Below are 20,390 nucleotides of genomic sequence, written 5' to 3'. Positions count from 1 at the left end.
CACGGTTAACGCGACAGGCCGCCGCTGTGAGTCGGCCTGCGTGGGAGAAGGAGCAGGCCAATGGCTGTCTATGACCTCATCATCCGCAATGGCACGATTGTTGATGGCACCGGCGCGCCACGCTTTACTGGTGACGTCGCCATCAAGAACGGACTGATCGCCGCTGTCGGCACGGTGCGTGGCGATGCCGCCGAGGAGATCGATGCAAGCGGGCGCGTGGTGGCACCGGGCTGGGTCGACGTCCACACGCACTATGACGGGCAGGCGACGTGGGATCCGGAAATGGCACCGTCCTCGTGGCATGGCGTGACCACGGTGGTCATGGGCAACTGCGGCGTGGGCTTTGCCCCTGCAGCGCCCGACCGGCACGACTGGCTGATCGGCCTGATGGAAGGCGTCGAGGACATTCCCGGCACCGCGCTGGCTGAAGGGATGAAGTGGGACTGGGAAACCTTCCCCGAATATCTCGATGCGCTAGAGAAGATGCCGCGCGCGGTCGATGTCGGCACACATGTCCCGCACGGCGCTGTGCGCGCCTATGTTCTGGGCGAGCGGGAAAAGCCGGGTGCCGTTCCCACCGACGAGGACATTCGCAAGATGGCCGAGATCGTCGAGGAAGGCGTTCGCGCAGGCGCGCTGGGTTTCTCGACAAGCCGCACGGTGATCCACAAGTCGGTTGATGGTGAAGTCGTGCCAGGCACCACCGCAACCGCCGAGGAGTTGATCGAGATCGGCCGGGCGATGGGCCGTGTCGGTCATGGCGTTTTCGAGATGGCTTCCGACATGAAGCGCGAATGGGACGAGTTCGGCTGGATGGGGGCATTGAGCCGCGAAACAGGCCTGCCGGTGACTTACGCCGCACTCCAGTCGATCGCCAAGGAACTGCCGCTGGAGGAGCAGATCGCCGAGATGCGCCGCCAGAACGCGCAAGGGGCGAACATCGTCGCGCAGATTGCGCTGCGCGGGAACGGCGTGGTCATGGCGTGGCAGGGAACGATCCATCCCTTCCGCTTCCGCCCGAGCTATGCGGCGATTGCCGACCTGCCTTGGGATGAGCAGCTTGCGCAGCTCAAGGACCCGGCGTTCCGCGAAAAGGTGCTTTCGGAAGCCAACGTCTATCCGGAGAGCGACATCATCGGTCTGCTGATGATGATCTCGCAAGGGTGGCACAACCAGTTCATCATGGACGACGGCTTCGACTACGAGCCTCAGGCCGAGGCCAGCATCCTGGCCAATGCGAAGGCGGCAGGCGTCGCGCCTGATGCCTATGCCTACGACAAGCTGATGGAGAATGACGGCACCGGGTTCATCTACCTGCCGATCCTCAACTATGCCGATGGCAATCTCGATTTCCTCGAGGCCTTGCAGGCATCGGACGACACGGTGAACTCGCTGTCCGATGGTGGCGCGCACTGCGGCACGATCTGCGACGCGGCGAGCCCCACCTTCATGCTCGAACACTGGGTGCGCGACCGCAAGCGGGGCGGCCGCATCAGCCTCGAGCACGCGGTGAAGCGGCAGTGCCACGACACGGCACGGCTCTACGGCCTCGACGACCGTGGCATCCTTGCTCCGGGCTACCTTGCCGACATCAACGTGATCGACTTCGAGAACCTGAAGCTGCTCAAGCCTTGGCTGGCCTTCGACCTGCCGGCGGGCGGCAAGCGCCTGCTCCAGAAGGCGGAAGGCTATGACTACACGATCAAGGGCGGCAAAGTGACCTTCCGCAAGGGCGAATGGACAGGCGCGACGCCGGGCGGGCTGATCCGCGGGCCGCAGGGCGCAGATCTGCTCGAAGCCGCAGAGTAAACGGCCACCTCAGGCGGCGTGACGCAGGCCGGGTGGACCGGCCTCGGCGCCGCCTTCGAGCCGGAAGCGGTCAACCAGCGAAGCGAGGCGCGTGGCCTCTCCGGCGAGGCTGCGAGCAGCCGCTGTCGCCTCTTCGACCATGGCGGCATTCTGCTGGGTCATCGTGTCCATCTCGCGCACGGTCTCGCGAACCTGGCCGATGCTGCCCGCCTGCTCCTGCGCCATTGCGGCAATGCTGCTGGCCAGTCTGGCGACGTGACCGACCTGCTCGACGATCAGGGCAAATGTCTCGCCGGTCTGGCCGACGAGGCTCACACCGCGTTCGACCTGGGTCGAACTGGCCGTGATCAGATGCTTGATATCGCGCGCTGCATCCGCCGTGCGCTGGGCAAGCGCGCGGACTTCGGTCGCCACGACGGCAAAACCACGCCCGGCATCCCCGGCACGCGCGGCCTCGACCCCGGCATTCAGCGCCAGCAAGTTCGTCTGGAAGGCGATCCCGTCGATCACCGAGATGATCTTGCCGATCTCCTGCGCGGAGTTGTGGATGTCATTCATGGCCTGAACCGCCTCACTGACGACGGCCCCGCCCTTGAGCGCTTCACCATGCGCCTGCTGCACGGAATCATGCATGTGAGACGCATCGTCAGCGGTCGTCTTGACCGTGGCGGCGAGCGTCGTCATCGCGGCGGACGCCTCTTCGAGGCTGGCAGCCTGCTGCTCGGTCCGTCGAGCGAGATCGTCGGAGGCCTGCCTGATCTCGCGTGCTCCAACGCCCACTGCGCTCGAAGTATCGGCCACATCTCCAAGCGCGCCCGAGACCTGTCGGCGCATATCGTCGAGGTGACGTTGCAGTTCCGCGAAGGCATTGGGGAGATCAGGAGCATGCGTTGCGAAATCGCCCTCTGCCATGCCTTGCAGTGCAGAGCTGACCTCATCGATCACAGCCACGCGTGCCGCTTCCTCGGCGCGAAAGTAGGACGAGATAGCAACCTCCATGTCGAGCAGTGCCATCTTCACCATCGAAGCGACTTCCGCTCCGGCATTGCGGCGCCGCAGGAAGCTGCCCGACCCGGAGAGCATCTTGTCGATGATGCGCTCCAGCACGCTGGCGTAGGCACCGATGTACCATCCAGGTTCAAGGCCGATGCGAGCGTGGACGTTGCCGACGCGTTCGGCGCTGTCGAAATAGCTGCGATCGAGCTTTCCGCCGAACATGCCCGCCCAGTGCTCGATCTGCTTGTCGCGCGCATGGCGCATCATCTGACGCGAGCCGAAGAACCTTGCCGTTTCGGGAGTTGCGGCAATCTGGTCGTAGAGCTGATCCAGTGCGGCGGGCGCATGCTGTGCCATTGTCCGACCCAGCGAACCAAAGCGCGCAATGTCTGCACTGCCAATATTGAAGAAGGCCAGCTTCTTCGAGATTTCCTGATCGGTGAAATTCTTCGCCATGCGCGTTGCTCCTCGTCCGGAAACAATCGCGCTTGGCAGTGAAGATCAGCGAAAGGGCTATCGGCGTGGCAATACTGTGCAGGTTGTTGCCACCCGTTAATCTTTGCCCCCTGGTGACCCGAGCCGCAGGACCCTGAAATTACAACAATCTCTGTCAACCTGCCCTTTAGGACATGTCTGGCAGAGATCAGACTCGCATCGGCATAAGTACGTAGAGTGCCGGCGACTTCTCGTCCCGACGGATCAGCGTGGGCGCGCCAGCATCGGCAAGATGCAGTTCCACCGTGTCGCCATCGATCTGGCTGAGGATGTCCTTGAGATAGTTGGCATTGAAGCCGATTTCGAACCCGGCGGACGTGTAGTTCGCGGGCAGTTCTTCGGCGGCGGTGCCATTGTCGGGGCTGGTCACGGACAGCGTCACGCGATCGGTTTCGAGCGCCATCTTGACCGCGCGGGTCTTTTCGGTGGCAATGGTCGCCACGCGATCGACGCCCTCGAAGAATGAACGCGGATCGAGCTTGAGCAGCTTGTCGTTGCCGGTGGGAATGACGCGGCTGTAATCGGGGAACGTGCCGTCGATCAGCTTGCTGGTCAGCACGACGCCGTTTTCGCCACCAAGGGTGAAGCGGACCTTGCTGGCCGAAAGATCGATCAGCACAGCCGAATCCAGCACTTCTTCCAATAGCTTGCGCAGCTCGCCCACGCATTTGCGTGGGACGATCACGTCGGGCATGCCTTCCGCACCTTCGGGGCGGGCGATGGTGAAGCGGGCGAGGCGGTGGCCATCGGTCGCTGCAGCCTTGAGCACCGGCTGGGCATCGTCCGAAACGTGGAGGAAGATGCCGTTGAGGTAATAGCGCGTCTCTTCTGTTGAGATCGCAAATCGCGTGCGGTCAATCAGTTCGGCCAGCGTTCGCGCCGGAATCTCGAAGCTGGTCGGCAGGTCGCCCTCGACAATCACCGGGAAATCATCGCGCGGCAGGGTCGGCAGCTGGAAGCGGCTTCGCCCGGCCTTGACGATCATGCGGTTGTCGGACGTTTCGAGGCTGACCTGCGATCCGTCCTGCAGCTTGCGGGCGATGTCGAACAGGAGGTGCGCCGAGACGGTGATCGCCCCTGCCGATTCCACCGAGACGGCGGCCATCGTTTCCACGATCTGCAGATCAAGGTCGGTCGCCATCAGGCGGACCGTGCCATCGGGCGCAGCCTCGATCAGCACGTTCGACAGGATCGGAATCGTGTTGCGGCGTTCGACCACCGACTGGACGTGGGACAGGCAGCGCAGGAGCGTCGCGCGTTCGATCGTCGCCTTCATTCTCGTCTCGATCCCCCCGGGGATTGGGCCGATAGCCTGCCCCCGTGAATATGGCTGAACCGGGGAATCACGCTCCCCGGCGTATGGTTCGGACTATCTGTCTTAACGCAGAGGCGAGGCTCGGCAAGCACCGGCCCCGCCCTTGCGCCCTAAGTTGGGGATAAAACCGCCTGATTCAGCCCATAACGGCGAATTACGAGATCCCCTAGGACATCATCGCCATGCCGCCGTTGACGTGCAGAGTCTGGCCGGTGACGTAGCCGGCTTCCTTCGAGGCGAGATAGGCAACAGCCGCGCCGATGTCCGAGCCCTCGCCCATGCGGCCCATCGGGATGCGGGCATTGAGCGCGTCCTTCTGGCCATCGGGCAGGACGTCGGTCATCGCGGTGCGGATGAAGCCGGGGGCGACGCAGTTGACCGTCACGCCGCGGCTGGCGAGTTCCTGCCCCAGCGACTTCGACATGCCAACGAGGCCCGCCTTGGCTGCGGCATAATTGACCTGCCCCGGATTGCCGGTCGCGCCGACGACGCTGGTGATGGTGACGATCCGGCCGAAACGGGCCTTCATCATCGGCTTGGTGGCGGCGCGCATCAGGCGAAACGCGGCTTCGAGGTTCACGCGGATGACCGCGTCCCACTCCTCGTCCTTCATCCGCATGGCAAGATTGTCGCGCGTGATGCCGGCGTTGTTGACGAGGATGTCGAGCTTGCCGAGCGTATCCATCGCGGCGGGCACGAGATGCTCGACCTGCTCGGTGTTCGACAGGTCGCAGGTGATCTCGACGTGATCGTGACCGTATGTGTCGTTCAGCTCCTCGCGGAAGGCGCGCAGCTTGGCCGGGTTGGTGCCGGACAAGGCAATACGTGCCCCCTGCTTGGCGAGCGCGTGACAGATCGAAGACCCGATGCCACCGGCTGCGCCGGTCACAAGGGCAGTCATGCCGGTCAGGTCAAAAAGGCGGTTTTCCATGGGCTCACAGCTCCTTGAGGATGGCTTCGATGTCGGCCATGCCGATCACGCTGGTGACGGAGACGTCGGCGACCGAGCGGTTGATCATGGGGCCGAGGACCTTGCCGCCGAGTTCGATGAACTGTTCGACGCCCGCATCCTTCATTGCAATGGCGCTTTCACGCCAGCGGACGCGGCCCGTGACCTGTTCGACGAGGAGACGCTTCACTTCGGCAGGGTCTGTCACGACCGATGCGGTGACGTTGGCGAAGAGGGCCACGCGCAGCGCAGCGGGCGGCGTCTTTTCGAAGGCTTCGGCCATCGCATCGGCAGCGGGCTGCATCAGCGGGCAATGGAACGGGGCCGAGACGGGCAGCAGCACGCCGCGCTTGATGCCGTGGTCCTTGACCAGCGCGACCGCGCGCTCGATCGCGGCCTTGTGGCCCGACAGCACGACCTGCGTCGGGTCATTGTCATTGGCTACCGTGCAGACTTCGCCTTCGGCTGCGGCTTCGGCCAGAGCGGTGGCCTTCTCGATGTCGGCACCGAGCAGCGCACACATTGCGCCTTGCCCGACCGGCACGGCAGCCTGCATCGACTGGCCGCGCAGCTTGAGCAGACGAGCGGTGTCGGAAAGGCTGAAGGCGCCAGCGGCGCAGAGTGCGGTGTATTCGCCGAGGCTGTGGCCGGCGACGAAATCGGCCTTCTCGGCAAGGGTGATGCCGCCTTCCCGCTCGAGCACGCGCAGCACGGCGATGGCATTGGCCATGATCGCGGGCTGGGCATTTTCAGTAAGGGTGAGAACGTCTTCGGGGCCTTCCTTCATGATCTGGAAGAGCTTCTGGCCGAGAGCGTCATCCACTTCCTCGAACACCTCGCGCGCGGCGGCGCTCGCCTCGGCTAGTTCGAGGCCCATGCCGACTTTCTGGCTGCCCTGCCCCGGGAAAACGAATGCTCGCATCGAACTCTCCTGTTTCGCGCCCTGATACATTGGTCGCGCGCCCTATTGCCGCCGCCCGTTTCAGGCAAGCCCGAAGGGGACGATCCTGTTGTCTATGTCGTGACCGATGTCGGCCGAACCGAGGAACGGAATGCCTGTCCGGGCACACCAGTGACGGGCCATTTCCTCCACTTCGCAGCCGAAGGGCCGGTCGTTCTCGGGCACCTGGCTGACGCGACCGAGGCGCAGGCCTGCAATGCCGGTGGAAGCAAGGTTATTGGTCACGTGGAACAGCAGGCGGTCCACCGCATAGTGGTATTCGGCCACTTCCTCGACCATCACGACATGGCCGGAAAGGTCGGGCATGAACGGTGTCCCGCAGAGCATGGCCAGCGTCATCAGGTTGAAGGCAACGGCAGGTCTGCCATCAGCAAGTGACGGCTCGAGCCCGTCACGCGATCCGGACAGCCAGCCGAGCGTTCGGCGCACCGCTGCCTCTCCGCCCTCGCGGCGCAAATCCACCGGCATGGGGGCATGGACAGAACGACCGATGCGCGCGCGGTACAGCGCGGCAAGCAGCGTGCCGCCATCGGAATAGCCAAGATATTGCTTGTCGTAGGCCGCGGCTTCGAGCAGCGGGAGCGCGTCCATCGCGATGCGGTTAGCACCATATCCGCCGCGAACGAACCATACGGCATCGAAAGCCGGGTCGTTGGCGCATTCGACAAAGGCCGAGAGACGCCGGGCATCCGGTCCGGCGAAATGGCCCTCGCTGGCAAAGCACTGGTCGTCGAAGACAAGTTCGAGCGACGGAAACTCTTCTTGCGCAAGGGCAGAAACACGGGCCGCATCATCGCGGGTGAACGGCGTCGAAGGGGCGCAGATGGCGATGCGTCGGGTCACGCCCCATCCCTAGCCGGTTTCGTCCATGCGGTAAAAGCGGCAATCGGGTGGTTGTCACCGGCGGCGCGGGCGCATACCGGATAGTCATGACCGACGCCGTGCCCCCAGCCCCCTCTCTCACGCCGAGCGATCTTGCCGATCGCGACTGGTTTTTCTGTGGCATCGGTGGATCGGGGATGCTGCCGCTGGCGCTGATCCTGCGCGGCATGGGCGCCAGGGTTGCCGGGTCCGACCGCAGCCGCGATCAGGGGCGGACGCCGGAGAAGTTCGCCTGGCTCGAAAGCCTAGGGTTTGCACTGTCTCCGCAGGACGGATCGGGGATCACTTCAGCCGAACAGATTCTTGTCGCCTCGGCGGCAGTGGAAGACACCGTGCCCGAAGTGGTCCGCGCAAAGGCGCTGGGCTGCACACGGATGAGCCGCGCGCAGCTGCTCTCGGCCCTGTTCAACGCCGCGCCGCAGGGCATTGCGGTGGGGGGCACGAGCGGCAAGTCCACGGTCACGGGCATGATCGGCTGTATCCTCAGCGGCGCGGGCCGCGATCCGACGATCATGAACGGCGCGGTGATGAAGAACTTCGTCTCGCCCGATGCCCCGTTTGCTTCTGCCCGGGTCGGGCAAGGCGAGGCATTTGTTTCGGAAGTGGACGAAAGCGACGGCTCTATCGCGCTCTATGACCCCGAAGTCGCCGTGCTCAACAATGTAAGTCTCGATCACAAGAGTCTCGAAGAACTGCGCGCGTTGTTTGGGGATTTCGTCGCGCGGGCAAAGGTCGCGGTGATCAATGCCGACGATGCCGAGAGCATGGGCCTGATCGGGCGTGCGAGCCGTGTAGTGACATTCGGCTTTGGTACCGAAGCGCAGATCTCGGTCGAAGAAGGCAGCGTAAGCGAAGGCCCGACAAGCATTTCTGCGCGAGTAATCGACCGGCGCGACGGTTCGGTGCATGCGCTCGCACTACAGGTGCCGGGGCGGCATAACCTTGCCAATGCGCTGGCGGCGATAGCGGCAGCAACAGCCGCCGGTATCCCGATGAACGAGGCCGTGGCGCAGCTTGCCGGATTTGCAGGCCTTGCCCGCCGGTTCGACATTGTCGGCACGTCAGCTTCAGGCGTGACGGTGATCGACGATTTCGGGCATAATCCCGAGAAGGTCGCGGCGACCCTCGCCACGCTCAAAGCCCATCCGGGGCGCGTGATCGCATTCTTCCAGCCGCACGGTTACGGCCCCTTGCGGCAGATGGGGCACGAACTGGCCGAAGTTCTGGCCACGCGGCTTTCGCCCGATGACATCACGATCCTGTGCGATCCGGTCTATTTCGGCGGCACGGTCGACCGCTCGGTCGGTTCCGAGCGGATCGTGGCGATGATCCGCGAGCATGGCGGACTTGCCGAACATGTCCCGTCGCGCGCCGATTGTGCCGACAGGATCGTCGAACTCGCCCGCCCCGGCGACCGGATCGTGGTGATGGGCGCACGAGACGACACGCTCGCCAGATTCGCACGCGAGATACTGGACCGATTGTCCTGACCTGCACGGCGGACAAGGTTTGAGCCCCGTCCGCCGGTTGACGCGAACACGCCCCGATGGCGCTCAGTCGAAGCGCTTTTCCAGCAGGACCAGATGAGGATCGCCCTCGATGCCGTGGGGCACGAATCCTCGCTCACGTTCCAGTTCGATTGCCGCGTGGTTGTCACGGTCCTCGATCGAGATCACACTTTTGAGGCCGCGCTTGCGCGCTTCCTCGCCGAGCATATCCAGTATCGCCCAGCCAATGCCCCGGCCGCGATAATCACCATCGATCGAAACGGCGATCTCGCCAGTCTCCATCCTCGCATCGCAAGCAAGCATGGCCGAAGCGACCAGTGCGCCGGTCTCATGTTCGAACACCAGGAAGCTTTCGGTACGCCAGTGATCGCAGTGGGTCAGCGGTGCGAGTTGATCATGCCCGACATGTCGCGCAGCCGAGAGAAAGCGGAACCGGCGATCATCGTCCCTGACCCGCTCGAAGAACGCTTCGAGTGCGGGTTCATCTTCGGCGAAGGCAGACCGCACATCGAGTTTGGTGCCGTCACGGGTCTCATAGATACGATGCGGCGCAAGGTCCGCGAGCGTGGCACAGGTCATTGGTCGGTCTCCTCCGAGATGCTTGAAGTCGACCGACCTGTTACCACCGGCCGCAACTCCGGACTTGATCCAGCGCAACCGCCTTCGGCTATGCGCTTGCAAAGAACGCCGCCCCGCTTGCGAGGGACGCGCGAAGCATGAAAAAGCACCTGCCCCTGAAAGTTGGCGGAATCCGGTCGTTCTTACGCATGTGGTTAACGCATCAGGAGGACTTGCCATGTGGCTCGAAAATCATGCGGACGAACACGATGCCAAGCGCCGCGCGCCGCGCGTCGGAATCGAGCTTCCCGTGCGCTGCAAGCGTGGTGCAACACGGTCAACGGTCATGCTTAAGGATCTCAATCCTTACGGCGCACGGATCGAGGGACTCGAGAAAATGCGGGTCGACGAGCCGATCTACCTGATGCTCCCGGGCCTGCAGCCCAAGCTCGCCTTCGTGGTGTGGAGCCGCGACCGGGTTTCGGGTCTCGAGTTCGAGCATCGCCTGCATGACGATGTATTCGAAACGCTCGTCAGCGAGTTCGCGATCCGGCACTATCGCGAGGGCAACGCGCCCAAGCTGGCGCCCGTCCGCCACGCCGCCTGATGCGGCAGGATCAGTGCTTGCCCCGCGCCTTGCCGATCATGTGGACGACAAATGCAACGATGCTGCCTAGCAACAGCCCGACGAGCGCTGACGACACGGCGTAAGTCAGCCAGCCGAGCACGCCGCCGAGCGCTCCTGTAGCATGTTCAACCGCGTGCTGGGCGGCATGGGCAACGCCGGCAGGGCCGGACACGCCGAGAACTTCCAGGCCGTGCAGTATGATGCCGCCTCCAACCCAGAGCATCGCTGCGGTGCCGACCGTTGCGAGCAGCGACAACAGCACCGGCATGGCGCGCAGGAGGAATGCACCCGTGCTGCGGGCGAGAGCGGATGGCTTCCTTGCCAGATGCAGGCCGATGTCATCCATCTTCACGATCAGGCCGACCGCGCCATAGACAGCCACGGTAATCGCGATACCGACGACCGCGAGGATGAGCGCCTGCTGGACAATGCCTTCGCTGGACACTTCAGCCAGCGCGATCGCCATGATCTCGGCCGAGAGAATGAGGTCGGTCCGCACCGCACCGGAAACGCGCTCGTTCTCGAACGTCGTGGCATCGGTAGGGTGGTCTTCCAACGTCTGCCCATGCCTTTCGCCACCGAGCTTCTCGATCACCTTCTCGGCGCCTTCGAAGCACAGGAACAAACCGCCCGCCATGAGCAGCGGCGTGATCGCACCGGGCAGGAACGCGCTAAGCAGGAGCGCGGCCGGAAGCAGTATGACCAGCTTGTTGAACAGGCTGCCCCGGGCAATGCGGGCGATCACCGGAAGTTCGCGGTCCGGCGTGAACTCCGTGACGTAGGACGGGGTCACCGCCGCATCGTCGATGACCACGCCTGCAGCCTTGGTCCCCGCCTTGGCAGCGGCGGCGCTCACATCGTCAAGCGAAGCAGCGGCAGCACGGGCAATGACGGAAACGTCGTCGAGCAGGGCGACTAGGCCGGAGGGCATGAGCGGGAAACGTCCTTGAGAAATGCGATCGCGGCGCAGATGTGCGGTAACGACCGACGGAGCGCAAGGGTCCCGAAGCGGCTTTTTACGTCCTGTCGCGCGATCCCGGCACTGCAACCTGAATGAAACGGGGCTTGCCCTTGGGTTCGGCAGCCGCCGAAGCTGCAGCCAGCGTCGAGGGCGGGACGCGGTGCCGGGTGCAGAGGCCTCCTGCCCCATCGCTGGTCAGAGACTGCTCGAATTCGACGCCGATAACCGCCTCTTCCGATCGCACGACCATTGACACGACGAGTTGACCGCCGCCCAGATCGACCACCAGACTCGTGCCGACCGGAACCCCCAGCAGGCCATCGATACGCGCACCGGTCCGTGAAAGATCGCGCATGACTGCTTCGTAACGATGGTCTTCGTGGATAACGGTGACCCGGCGGAACACCGAGCGCCGCTCGGGGCGATGGCGTTTCGGTCCGCTGGGTTCCAGCTTGAGATCGCCGCTCGCAAGCTTCGTCTCGACCTCAGCCAGTGGCATGGCACGGGCAAAGAGGTGCCCCTGCACGAGCTTCGCGCCGCGCTTCTTCACGACGTCCAGCTGGTCGAAGGCCTCGACGCCCTCGACCGTGGTCTCCATGCCGAGCGCATCGGCAAGCCCGAGAATGGCGGAGATGATCTTGGCGCTGTTGTTGTCTTTCGCCGCGCAGGTCTCGACGAAGCTGCGATCGATCTTGAGCTTGTCGAACGGGGCCGAGCGCAAGTAGCTGAGCGACGAATAGCCGGTACCGAAATCGTCCAGTGCCAGGCGAACTCCAAGGCCCTTGAGCGCCGCAAACGTCTCGTCCACCGCCTCGCTTTCGCGCATGAACACGGTTTCGGTCAGCTCCAGCTCCAGCCGTTCCGGATCGAGCCCACTGACGGCGAGTGCCGAGGCAACCGATCCGACAAAGCCTGGCACTGCGAACTGCACCGCCGAGACGTTGACCGCCAGCCGCACGTTGTCGGGCCACTTCGCCGCATCCTCGCACGCCTTGCGCAAGGCCCATTCGCCCAGCGGCACGATCAGGTTGCTTTCCTCGGCAATCGGAATGAACAGCGAGGGCGGAATTGGCCCCCGCTCGGGATGATTCCAGCGCAAAAGCGCCTCGAAGCCGACGACGTAGCTGTCGGCAATCCGGACCACGGGCTGGTAATGGAGTTCGAGTTCGTCGCGGGTCAACGCTTCGCGCAAGTCCTGATTGAGCACGGTGCGCTCCTGCGCCTCGTCCTTCAGGTCTGCCGAGAAGAAGCGGAACTGGCCACGCCCGCCGTTCTTTGCCGCGTAGAGCGCTAGGTCGGCCGAGGCGACGAGCGCTTCGCGATCTTCGCCATCGTGCGGGGATACCGCGATGCCGACGGACGTCCCGATCACCGCGCGCTTTCCGCCAATGGCATAAGGCTGCGACACCATCTGGATGATCTTGGCGGCAAGCTCTCCCAGCCGTCCGCGATCGTCGAGATCGGGAAGGATTACCTGGAATTCATCCCCGCCAAGGCGTCCGATGTCGCCCCGCTCGCCGATCACCTTGCGCAGGCGCTCGGCCACCTGCCGCAGGAGTTCGTCGCCGGCGGGGTGGCCCATCGTGTCGTTGACGTGCTTGAACTTGTCGAGATCGAGCATGAGCAGGCCGCAGCAGCGCCCCGCCGGGCGGAACGCGGCAAGCACGGCGTCAAGCCTGCGGGTCATACGATGGCGGTTGTACAGGCCGGTCAGCGAATCGTATTCGGCGGCGCGCTCGTCATCGCGCTTGCGGGTGTATTCGCGGGTAACGTTGCGCGCGAACCCGGTGTAGCCGACGAAGCTGCCGTCCTCCGACAGGCGGGGTTGTCCGGAAAGGGACCACCACCTCCCATCCTCCTTGTCGACCGCAAGGCGGACGATGAGGTCGGCGATCCGGCTGCGCGCGGAAAGCTGGAAGCCAAGCGTTCGGGCCGACTGTTCCTGCGCCGCATCGCTGTCGGTTTCGACAAGCGTGGTGAAAGGACGGCCAATCAAAGCCGATGCGCCTGCGATGGCCGCCGGAGAGATATAGCTCAATCGCCCTTCAGCGTCGGTCGCCCAAAGCCAGCCGAGGCCTGAGCGTTCGAACTCGCTCATGACGGAGAGGCGAAACGCAGGATCGAGATCGGCCGCTTCAGATCGGACGGACGCAGGTTCGGAAGCGTGGCTATTGTCCACGCTGCCCTGCCTAACCAGTCTTCTGAAGATTCCTCTTACCGCCATTGTATTCCGGCATTTGCCTTGCAAGTTGCACCATGTGCAGCGTGCCCGCATAAACGAAGCCGGTTACTTTCGGCCTAACGCCCGGGACCACCCCAGCCTCGTCTCTGTGAAAACACCATCTCGCGCGCGCGCCACAATGTCGCTAGAGCGCCGGCGATGACGCCGCCCGCCAAACGCCTGCACCACCTCGACGCGGCCCGCGCGCTGTTGCTGTTGCTGGGCCTGCCGTTCCACGTGGCGACCAAGGCGATCTTCGAGAGCGATCCTGCGGCGACCGACTTCGAGCAATCTCTGCTGATCGGCGGATGGGCCTCGATCACCCACGTCTTCCGCATGTTCGCCTTCTTCATGCTGGCCGGATACTTCGCGGGCATGATCCGCGAGCGCAAGGGTACCAAGGCCTGGATTGTCGAGCGGACGCGCCGTCTTGGCCTGCCGTTCCTTGCCAGCCTGCTCACGCTGGGCGCCTTGCAATACCAACTGCAGGACAGCCTGCTGGGCAAGACATCGCCGACCTTCCTAGGCCTGCCGCTCGCACTCGACCACCTCTGGTTCCTCGTCGTGCTGCTAGGGTTCTGCCTGACTTACGCCGCCGTGCCGATGCGCTGGCTGCAACCGGGCGAGCGGATGCAGCGGGCAATGCTGCTGTCAGGTCCAGGGGCTCTGGTCCTGCTCGGCCTGCTCGGCGCCTGGGGACTGGTGCGCTATGCCAGCGAGCAAGTCCCGCCAATTCCGAACGCGCCAAGCGAGACGCTGCTGTGGCAGCAATTCGTGTTCCATGCTGCGGGCTTCGCTCTTGGCATAGTGGCTTGGCATGGCCGCATTGGCGAAAGCCTGTTTGCACTGCGCAGCCGGTGGATCGTTCCGGGCATCGTCCTGCTGCTGGTGCCCTATATCCCGCTCGATCCGCTGATCCGTCCGGCGCTCGGCAAGGATATCTATCCCGATCTTGCAGGCACGCTGGTGCTGCGCGCACTCGAACTGCCGCTGGCCTACCTCATGTCGCTGGCGCTGTTCCGGCTTCTGGCGTGGAGCATACGCGGGCCGAGCCGCGTGGTGACGTTCTTCGTCGACGGCGCACTGGCGATCTACCTGTTCCATCTCGTCTGGGCGATGATGCTACTGCCGCACGCCCGCAGCCTGCCGCTTCCACCGGAAGGGCAATGGCTGCTCGGCGCCTCGGCCGTACTGCTCATGGCCGTGGCGAGCTATCTGGCCGTGCGTTCGACCAATCTCACGTCGATCCTGTTCTGCGGATCACCGCGCACTGTTGAAGAGCAGCGCTTCAGTCCCGCTGCGCCAACACGCCCCTGATTATCAGCGCGAAGGCGCCCACCATCGCAAAGGAAAGCGCGAACAGCAGGCCTCCGACAAGCCATTCCTGCCAGTCGGCCCCAGTGTGTCCTGCAGCGGTGAGCGGCATGGTCAGGCTGCCGACGCCCCAGATCGCGGCAAGAAGCGTCGCGAACCAGTTGGCCGTGGTGCCGAAGAGCAGCAGGCCCCAGACCCACCGCTCCGCGCTGGCACCCAGCTGGACATGCCGCCATGCCGCTCCGAGCGCGATCAACAGGATGCCGTTCATCAGGCCTTCGAGATGCGCGACCAGACCCATGCGTGGATTGGCCAGGGCTCCCGAAACGAAACCGGTCAGCATTCCCGCCATGAGCAACAGGGCTCCAAGAGCCACGAGCCTGCGTTCCATCGTCATTGCCCCTCTCCCTTGCTTTCCTTATCCTTGCGACCGCCCCCGCTCGATCACGGCCAGACGGCGCGCTTCGACGTCGGCGGCGTCGACCTTGCCGTTCATCGCCGTCGAAACCCGCGCTTCCAGCGCCAGCGCCTCGCCAAAGGGAAGCGCATAGCCATCGTCGATCAGCTGCTTGTAGGCGCTTGTCATGCGCGGCTCGATGCTTGCCATGTCCTGCGCCAGCGCAATCGCAGCAGGAAGCAGGTCGGCCGGTGCCACGACGCGATTGACCAGCCCCCACGCCAGCGCCTGCCCGGCGTCGATGAAGTTGCCGGTGAGCGAGAGCTCCTTCGCCCGCGAGATTCCGATCATCCGCGAGAGCTTCTGCGACAGCCCCCAGCCCGGCATGATCCCGACCCGCGCATGGGTATCGGCAAAGCGCGCGTTTTCGGAAGCGATCAGCACATCGCAGGCGAGTGCCAGCTCGAAGCCGCCGGTTATGGCCACGCCGTTGATCGCGCCGACCACTGGCTTGCGGCACTGCTCCACCGCCTTGACCGGATTGCGCGTTGCCTCAGCAGCGTTGGCATCGCCGAGATTGGAGGTGTCTGCGCCAAGCTCCTTGAGATCGAGTCCGGCGGTGAAGGCCCGCTCACCCGCGCCGGTCAGAACCACAGCGCGCACGCCCTCATCGGCATCAACCTCGCGCATGACCCGCGCCAGTTCAGCCCGCAGCGCAGACGACAGCGCGTTCATCGCTTCCGGACGATTGAGCGTGACCACGGCAACCGCGCCATCGCGTTCGATCTTCACAAGCATCGAAATCTCCCTTAAGGGGACGATTAAACGCACTACACGGAGGCTTGGCAAGAGCCCAGACGACAAGATCGCGCTTGCTTTCCGTGCCAGAATCGCTAAGCGCCGCCCCTTCACCGGCATCTGGCCAGTGAAATGCAAGAAAGCCGGAGGGGCCCCGCAATCCCGCGGATCAGCCAGCGATCGGTTAGAGAGATAAGGAAGCACAAAGCATGCCGCTTTACGAGCATGTCTTTTTGGCTCGCCAGGATCTGAGCCAGGCTCAGGTTGACGCGCTTGCCGCCGCCGCCACCGAAATCGTCGAGAGCAACAACGGCAAGGTCACCAAGACCGAGACCTGGGGCCTCCGTTCGCTGGCCTACAAGATCCAGAAGAACCGCAAGGCACACTTCGTCCTGCTGAACATCGAAGCTCCCGGCGCCACCATCGCCGAGCTCGAGCGCCAGACGCAGATCAACGAAGACGTGATCCGCTACATGACCGTCCGCGTTGACGAGCATGAAGGTGGTCCGTCGGTGATGATGCGCAAGAACGACCGCGAGCGCAGCCGCCGCCGCGAACGCGAAGGGGAATAAGACATGGCTCGTCCGTTTTTCCGTCGCCGCAAGAGCTGCCCGTTCTCGGGCAAGAACGCGCCGAAGATCGACTACAAGGATGTGCGCCTGCTTCAGGGCTTCATGTCCGAGCGTGGCAAGATCGTCCCGTCGCGCATCACCGCCGTTTCGGCGAAGAAGCAGCGTGAGCTGAGCCAGGCGATCAAGCGCGCCCGGCACATCGGCCTCCTGCCCTACATCGTCAAGTAAGGAGCGCTACCCATGCAGATCATCCTGCTCGAGCGCATCGAGAAGCTGGGTTCGATCGGTGACGAAGTCACCGTGAAGGACGGCTACGCACGCAACTTCCTTCTTCCCAACAAGAAGGCCCTGCGCGCCAACGAAGCCAACCGCAAGGTCTTCGAAGCCAACCGCGCCCGCATCGAAGCCGAAAACGCCGCCCGCCGTGAAGACGCCAAGGTCGAATCGGCCAACGTCGAAGGCAAGGAAGTCGTGCTCATCCGCGCCTCGTCGAACGCCGGCCAGCTCTACGGCTCGGTCTCGGTCCGCGACATCTCCGACGCACTGGCTGAACAGGGCGCCAAGGTGACCAAGTCGATGGTCGTGCTGGAGCGCCCGATCAAGACGCTGGGCGTGTACACCGTCAAGGTCGCACTGCACCCGGAAGTCTCTGTCAACGTCAAGGTCAACGTCGCCCGTTCGGCCGACGAAGCCGCTCTGCAGTCGCAGGGCGTCAACGTCATCGACGCGATGTTCGACACCGAAGTCGGCGGCTTCACCGAAGCCTACGATCCCAATGCGGAACCCGGTGAAATCCCGGCCGAGCTGCTGGAAGGCAGCGAGGAAGCAGAAGCCTGAGGCTTCGCTACCGCTACGGCAAACTGAATTGGGGGCGTCCTTCGGGGCGCCCCTTTTTCGTTGGGGCGACTTGGTTGGGGCGACTTGGTTGGTGCAGCGGCAAACGCCCTTTTTCGCCACGCTTCTTTGCAGTGCAACAAAGCCGCGCTACAACTTGCCCGATGGCTACAACCGAAACGATCCTCGCCGAACTTTCCCGCCTTTACGACAGCGCCGTTGCCCAGCTTCGCGAAGACATCGCAGCCTATGCCAACACCGGCGCCACCCCTTCGATCAACAAGCGCCACGATGGCAGCTACTGCTATCCCGAGCTGCGCATCAGGCTGGAAAACGATCCGGACAACGAATCCACAGGGCGCGCCTTCGGGCGGCTGACGCAGCGTGGCGACTATGCCTGCACGGTCACCCGCCCCACCCTGTTTGCCGATTACCTGGCCGAACAGATCGAGCTGATCCGCTCATCCTACAACGTGCGCATCGAAGTCGGTCGGTCACGTCAGGAAATCCCCTTCCCCTACGTGCTCGACGGAGCCTATGGCGCACAGATCGGCAGGGTCAGCCCGCCGGAACTGGCCAAGCATTTCCCGGCCACCGACCTTGCCCATATCGGCGACGAGATTGCCGATGGAGAATACAACGTCGGTGACGGTCCGATGCCGCTCTCACTGTTCGATGGCTTGCGCACCGATTTCAGCCTCGCCCGCCTCGCGCACTATACCGGCACGCAGATCGAAGACTTCCAGCGCTACATCCTGTTCACCAACTATCATCGCTATGTCGACGAATTCGTCGACTGGGCGGGCCAGCAGATCGATGGCGAGAGCTACATCGCGCTCACCGGCGCAGGTGGCCTGAGCCTCGACGCACGGACGGACAATGCTCGCGGGCGCCTGTCCGACACCGCATGGCGGCGGCACCAGATGCCCGCCTATCACCTCGTCGCGCCGGACAAGTCAGGCATCACGCTGGTCAACATCGGCGTCGGCCCGTCCAATGCCAAGACGATCTGCGACCACCTCGCCGTGCTCCGCCCCGAGGCCTGGCTGATGATCGGCCACTGCGGCGGCCTGCGACCCACGCAGAAGATCGGCGACTACGTGCTCGCCCACGCCTATCTGCGCGACGATCACGTGCTCGATCCGGTGCTGCCACCGGAAATCCCCATTCCCGCCATCGCCGAAGTTCAGGTCGCGCTGCAGAGGGCGGCCGAACTCGTCTCGGGCGAAGGCGGCACAGATCTCAAGAAGCGCATGCGCACCGGCACCATCGTCACCACCGATGATCGCAACTGGGAACTGCGCTACAGCCACTCCGCCCGCCGCCTGTCGCTCAGCCGCGCGGTCGGCATCGATATGGAAAGCGCGACGATCGCCGCCCAGGGCTATCGCTTCCGCGTGCCCTACGGAACGCTGCTGTGCGTCTCGGACAAGCCCCTGCATGGCGAGATCAAGCTGCCGGGGCAGGCCAACCGCTTCTACGAGGAAGCCATCGCCGCACACCTCGCCATCGGCACCACCGCCTGCGACCTACTGCGCCGCGAAGGCCCCCGCCTCCACAGCCGCAAGCTGCGCGCGTTCAACGAACCGCCGTTCCGTTGAGGCAATGGGTGGTCTGTTTCTGAAACGTCATGGGCCCCGGCCTTCGCCGGGGTGACGGTGGTGAGATATGGTCAGTTTTCTCGTCACCCCGGCGAAGGCCGGGGCCCATAACCTCTGCCGTGGCACCCGAACCCAGCCGCGCAGAACGAGTCAACTAGCCCAACACCCAAAACGAAAAGGCAACCCGGAGCAGCTAGCCCTGCTCGCGGATTGCCCAGGTTGCGTCCCTGCACCCGGGGTGGCCGGGGCGGGCTCCGTTACTTGAAAACTTCGGTGCCGAGCGTGTCCATGGCCGAGCGGAACATGTCGACAGAGTTCGAGAAGACCTCGAAGTCGATGCCCTTTCCGGTCACCACGTCCCAGGTCATCATCACCCCGTCGTCCTTGCCCAGCGAGACCGAGGCGAAGCGGGTGTTGCGGTTGAAGCGCACCGCATCTTCTGCGGTGAACTTCTTCTCCGGCGTGAAATTGGCAACGAACTGCAGCGACTGGCAGCTGTCGTGGGTCTTCTCGTTGCATTCGTAGAACAGCAGGGCCGCCTGCCAGCCGCCGATCTCGGTATTGATCAGGGGATCGCCGTTTGCGTCCTTGGCAAGTTCTGCGGTGTAACCGAGGTTCTTGAGCGCTTCGGCAACGCTGTCCGGCTTTACGGCGGACACGGTCGTCGCAGCATTGGCAGCTGCGGGAACCAGAACGCCTGCCAGCATCGCGGCAAGCAGCTTCCTTGAAATCATTGCATCCTCAATCCCGAGAGAGCTCTTGTCGGCCCGTTCGTTATGGAGGGAAGCTGCCACCAATGCCTGAGGTCGGCAAGGGGGTCTTGCAGCCTTTTTCAGTCGCGCAGGAAAGCGACCAGTTCGCGCCCCATTTCGGGCCGCGTCACGCAGCTCATGTGCGTGCCGGGGATGAAGGTCAGCACGGCATCGGCCAGCACTTGCGCCAGCCTTTCGGCAGAGCCGTTGTCGTTGTCCTGATCGCCGCACAGCACCTGCGTCGGCATGGTGATCGCGGCAAGCTCGGCCGGATCGGTATCGGCCATCGTCCCCAGAAGCAGGCGCGCCGCCACGCGATCGACGCCCATGGTCTTGAGGAACTGTTGCGAGAAATAGGCGGGGTCGTCGCGCTTGATCGTGCCGAACCGGTCGATCACGTCGAGGAAGAAATCCTGCCGCCGCGCCCATCCGGCAAGACCCTCGAGCCCCATGCCCGAAAGCACCAGCCTGCGCGGTCGCATCCCGGCAATCACCGCTCGCGCCGAGGTGCGCGAACCGAGCGAGAAGCCGACGAGGTCAAAGTCCGTGAGGCCAAGATGCGCAACCAAAGCTTCCAGATCGCGCACGAGCACGTCCTGCGGATAAGCGTCGGGATCGTGTGGCGCGGCGCTCTGCCCATGCACCCGCAAGTCCGGCATCAAGCATTCGAACCCGGCCTCTGCCAGTTGCGCTGCCGTTCCGAACTTGATCCAGTTGACCTCAGCCGAGGAAAACAGCCCATGCAGCAGCACCACCGGCCTTCCCTGCCCCATCCGGTGCAGCGCCAGCGGCGCGCTGCCGTGGCCGGGGAAGGACTCGGTGGTGACTGCCGTCATGGA

General features: G+C 64.0%; 20 protein-coding genes. 8 read left to right on the top strand and 12 right to left on the bottom strand.

Translation table 11 applies throughout. The annotated features are described in order from the left end of the window. The first annotated feature begins 60 nt into the window (after positions 1-60). On the top strand, positions 61-1,809 hold the full coding sequence (locus ACZ1JW_RS12515) for an N-acyl-D-amino-acid deacylase family protein (RefSeq protein WP_465140762.1): 1,749 nt from the start codon (positions 61-63) through the stop codon (positions 1,807-1,809). A gap of 9 nt (positions 1,810-1,818) precedes the next feature. On the opposite strand, the gene ACZ1JW_RS12510 is transcribed toward ACZ1JW_RS12515, so the two are convergent. The 5 genes from ACZ1JW_RS12510 to ACZ1JW_RS12490 all read right to left on the bottom strand — a co-directional run bounded on the left by ACZ1JW_RS12510 (position 1,819) and on the right by ACZ1JW_RS12490 (position 7,368). After that, a complete protein-coding gene (locus tag ACZ1JW_RS12510) occupies positions 1,819-3,261 on the bottom strand; it encodes a methyl-accepting chemotaxis protein (protein WP_465123235.1) in 1,443 nt (480 codons plus the stop codon). A 187-nt stretch (positions 3,262-3,448) separates the two neighbouring features. Next, a complete protein-coding gene (gene dnaN / locus ACZ1JW_RS12505) occupies positions 3,449-4,576 on the bottom strand; it encodes a DNA polymerase III subunit beta (RefSeq protein ID WP_465123236.1) in 1,128 nt (375 codons plus the stop codon). A 205-nt stretch (positions 4,577-4,781) separates the two neighbouring features. Further along, on the bottom strand, positions 4,782-5,546 hold the full coding sequence (gene fabG, locus ACZ1JW_RS12500) for a 3-oxoacyl-[acyl-carrier-protein] reductase (RefSeq protein WP_465123237.1): 765 nt from the start codon (positions 5,544-5,546) through the stop codon (positions 4,782-4,784). Between the two features lie 4 nt (positions 5,547-5,550). Next, positions 5,551-6,486 carry an ACP S-malonyltransferase gene (fabD, locus tag ACZ1JW_RS12495; RefSeq protein WP_465123238.1) on the bottom strand — a complete coding sequence of 312 codons (936 nt, stop codon included), beginning with the start codon at positions 6,484-6,486 and terminating at the stop codon, positions 5,551-5,553. A gap of 60 nt (positions 6,487-6,546) precedes the next feature. After that, positions 6,547-7,368, bottom strand: coding sequence for an LD-carboxypeptidase (locus ACZ1JW_RS12490; RefSeq protein WP_465123239.1), 822 nt, complete (start codon positions 7,366-7,368; stop codon positions 6,547-6,549). A gap of 86 nt (positions 7,369-7,454) precedes the next feature. Here ACZ1JW_RS12490 and ACZ1JW_RS12485 point away from each other — a divergent pair, with 86 nt between their 5' ends. Then, positions 7,455-8,897: a glutamate ligase domain-containing protein gene (locus ACZ1JW_RS12485; protein ID WP_465123240.1), complete on the top strand. Its 1,443-nt coding sequence runs from the start codon at positions 7,455-7,457 to the stop codon at positions 8,895-8,897. Positions 8,898-8,960: 63 nt separating this feature from the next. Here ACZ1JW_RS12485 and ACZ1JW_RS12480 read toward each other — a convergent pair whose 3' ends face one another. Further along, entirely contained in the window at positions 8,961-9,494 is a 534-nt protein-coding gene (locus ACZ1JW_RS12480) for an N-acetyltransferase family protein (protein WP_465123241.1), read from the bottom strand. Positions 9,495-9,711: 217 nt separating this feature from the next. On the opposite strand from ACZ1JW_RS12480, the gene ACZ1JW_RS12475 reads away from it, so the two are divergent. Next, a complete protein-coding gene (locus tag ACZ1JW_RS12475; RefSeq protein ID WP_465123242.1) occupies positions 9,712-10,080 on the top strand; it encodes a PilZ domain-containing protein in 369 nt (122 codons plus the stop codon). A gap of 10 nt (positions 10,081-10,090) precedes the next feature. Here ACZ1JW_RS12475 and ACZ1JW_RS12470 read toward each other — a convergent pair whose 3' ends face one another. Both ACZ1JW_RS12470 and ACZ1JW_RS12465 read right to left on the bottom strand, forming a co-directional pair. Further along, positions 10,091-11,032 carry a DUF808 domain-containing protein gene (locus tag ACZ1JW_RS12470; RefSeq protein ID WP_465140761.1) on the bottom strand — a complete coding sequence of 314 codons (942 nt, stop codon included), beginning with the start codon at positions 11,030-11,032 and terminating at the stop codon, positions 10,091-10,093. An 85-nt stretch (positions 11,033-11,117) separates the two neighbouring features. Next, a complete protein-coding gene (locus ACZ1JW_RS12465) occupies positions 11,118-13,160 on the bottom strand; it encodes an EAL domain-containing protein (RefSeq protein ID WP_465140760.1) in 2,043 nt (680 codons plus the stop codon). A gap of 282 nt (positions 13,161-13,442) precedes the next feature. Between ACZ1JW_RS12465 and ACZ1JW_RS12460 the strand changes: the two genes are divergently transcribed. Continuing rightward, entirely contained in the window at positions 13,443-14,600 is a 1,158-nt protein-coding gene (locus tag ACZ1JW_RS12460; RefSeq protein ID WP_465140759.1) for an acyltransferase family protein, read from the top strand. On the opposite strand, the gene ACZ1JW_RS12455 is transcribed toward ACZ1JW_RS12460, so the two are convergent. After that, the gene (locus ACZ1JW_RS12455) at positions 14,572-14,994 is read right to left on the bottom strand and encodes a hypothetical protein (RefSeq protein ID WP_465123247.1); all 423 of its coding nucleotides are present in this window, start codon (positions 14,992-14,994) and stop codon (positions 14,572-14,574) included. The two genes, ACZ1JW_RS12460 and ACZ1JW_RS12455, sit on opposite strands and share 29 nt — an antisense overlap. 21 nt (positions 14,995-15,015) lie before the next feature. Further along, complete coding sequence (locus ACZ1JW_RS12450; protein ID WP_465123248.1) at positions 15,016-15,792, bottom strand: enoyl-CoA hydratase; 777 nt, start codon at positions 15,790-15,792, stop codon at positions 15,016-15,018. 209 nt (positions 15,793-16,001) lie between these two features. Here ACZ1JW_RS12450 and rpsF point away from each other — a divergent pair, with 209 nt between their 5' ends. From rpsF to ACZ1JW_RS12430, 4 genes are all read left to right on the top strand, one after another. Then, the gene (gene rpsF / locus ACZ1JW_RS12445) at positions 16,002-16,364 is read left to right on the top strand and encodes a 30S ribosomal protein S6 (RefSeq protein WP_144906398.1); all 363 of its coding nucleotides are present in this window, start codon (positions 16,002-16,004) and stop codon (positions 16,362-16,364) included. Between the two features lie 3 nt (positions 16,365-16,367). Then, positions 16,368-16,592: a 30S ribosomal protein S18 gene (gene rpsR, locus ACZ1JW_RS12440; RefSeq protein WP_011445073.1), complete on the top strand. Its 225-nt coding sequence runs from the start codon at positions 16,368-16,370 to the stop codon at positions 16,590-16,592. A gap of 12 nt (positions 16,593-16,604) precedes the next feature. Beyond that, positions 16,605-17,201, top strand: a complete 597-nt coding sequence (rplI, locus tag ACZ1JW_RS12435) for a 50S ribosomal protein L9 (RefSeq protein WP_465123249.1) — start codon at positions 16,605-16,607, stop codon at positions 17,199-17,201. 161 nt (positions 17,202-17,362) lie between these two features. After that, positions 17,363-18,799, top strand: coding sequence for an AMP nucleosidase (locus ACZ1JW_RS12430; protein WP_465123250.1), 1,437 nt, complete (start codon positions 17,363-17,365; stop codon positions 18,797-18,799). Positions 18,800-19,056: 257 nt separating this feature from the next. Here the strand turns inward: ACZ1JW_RS12430 and ACZ1JW_RS12425 are convergent, their stop codons facing one another. Together ACZ1JW_RS12425 and ACZ1JW_RS12420 are read right to left on the bottom strand one after the other, a co-directional pair. Beyond that, positions 19,057-19,533 carry a YbjN domain-containing protein gene (locus ACZ1JW_RS12425; RefSeq protein ID WP_465140758.1) on the bottom strand — a complete coding sequence of 159 codons (477 nt, stop codon included), beginning with the start codon at positions 19,531-19,533 and terminating at the stop codon, positions 19,057-19,059. 98 nt (positions 19,534-19,631) lie between these two features. Continuing rightward, entirely contained in the window at positions 19,632-20,387 is a 756-nt protein-coding gene (locus ACZ1JW_RS12420) for an alpha/beta fold hydrolase (protein WP_465123252.1), read from the bottom strand. Between the last annotated feature and the right edge of the window lie 3 nt (positions 20,388-20,390).

Source organism: Novosphingobium sp. BL-A-28-Hi1-0D (genome assembly GCF_055521755.1).
This window is presented reverse-complemented; position numbering and strand designations above follow the sequence as displayed.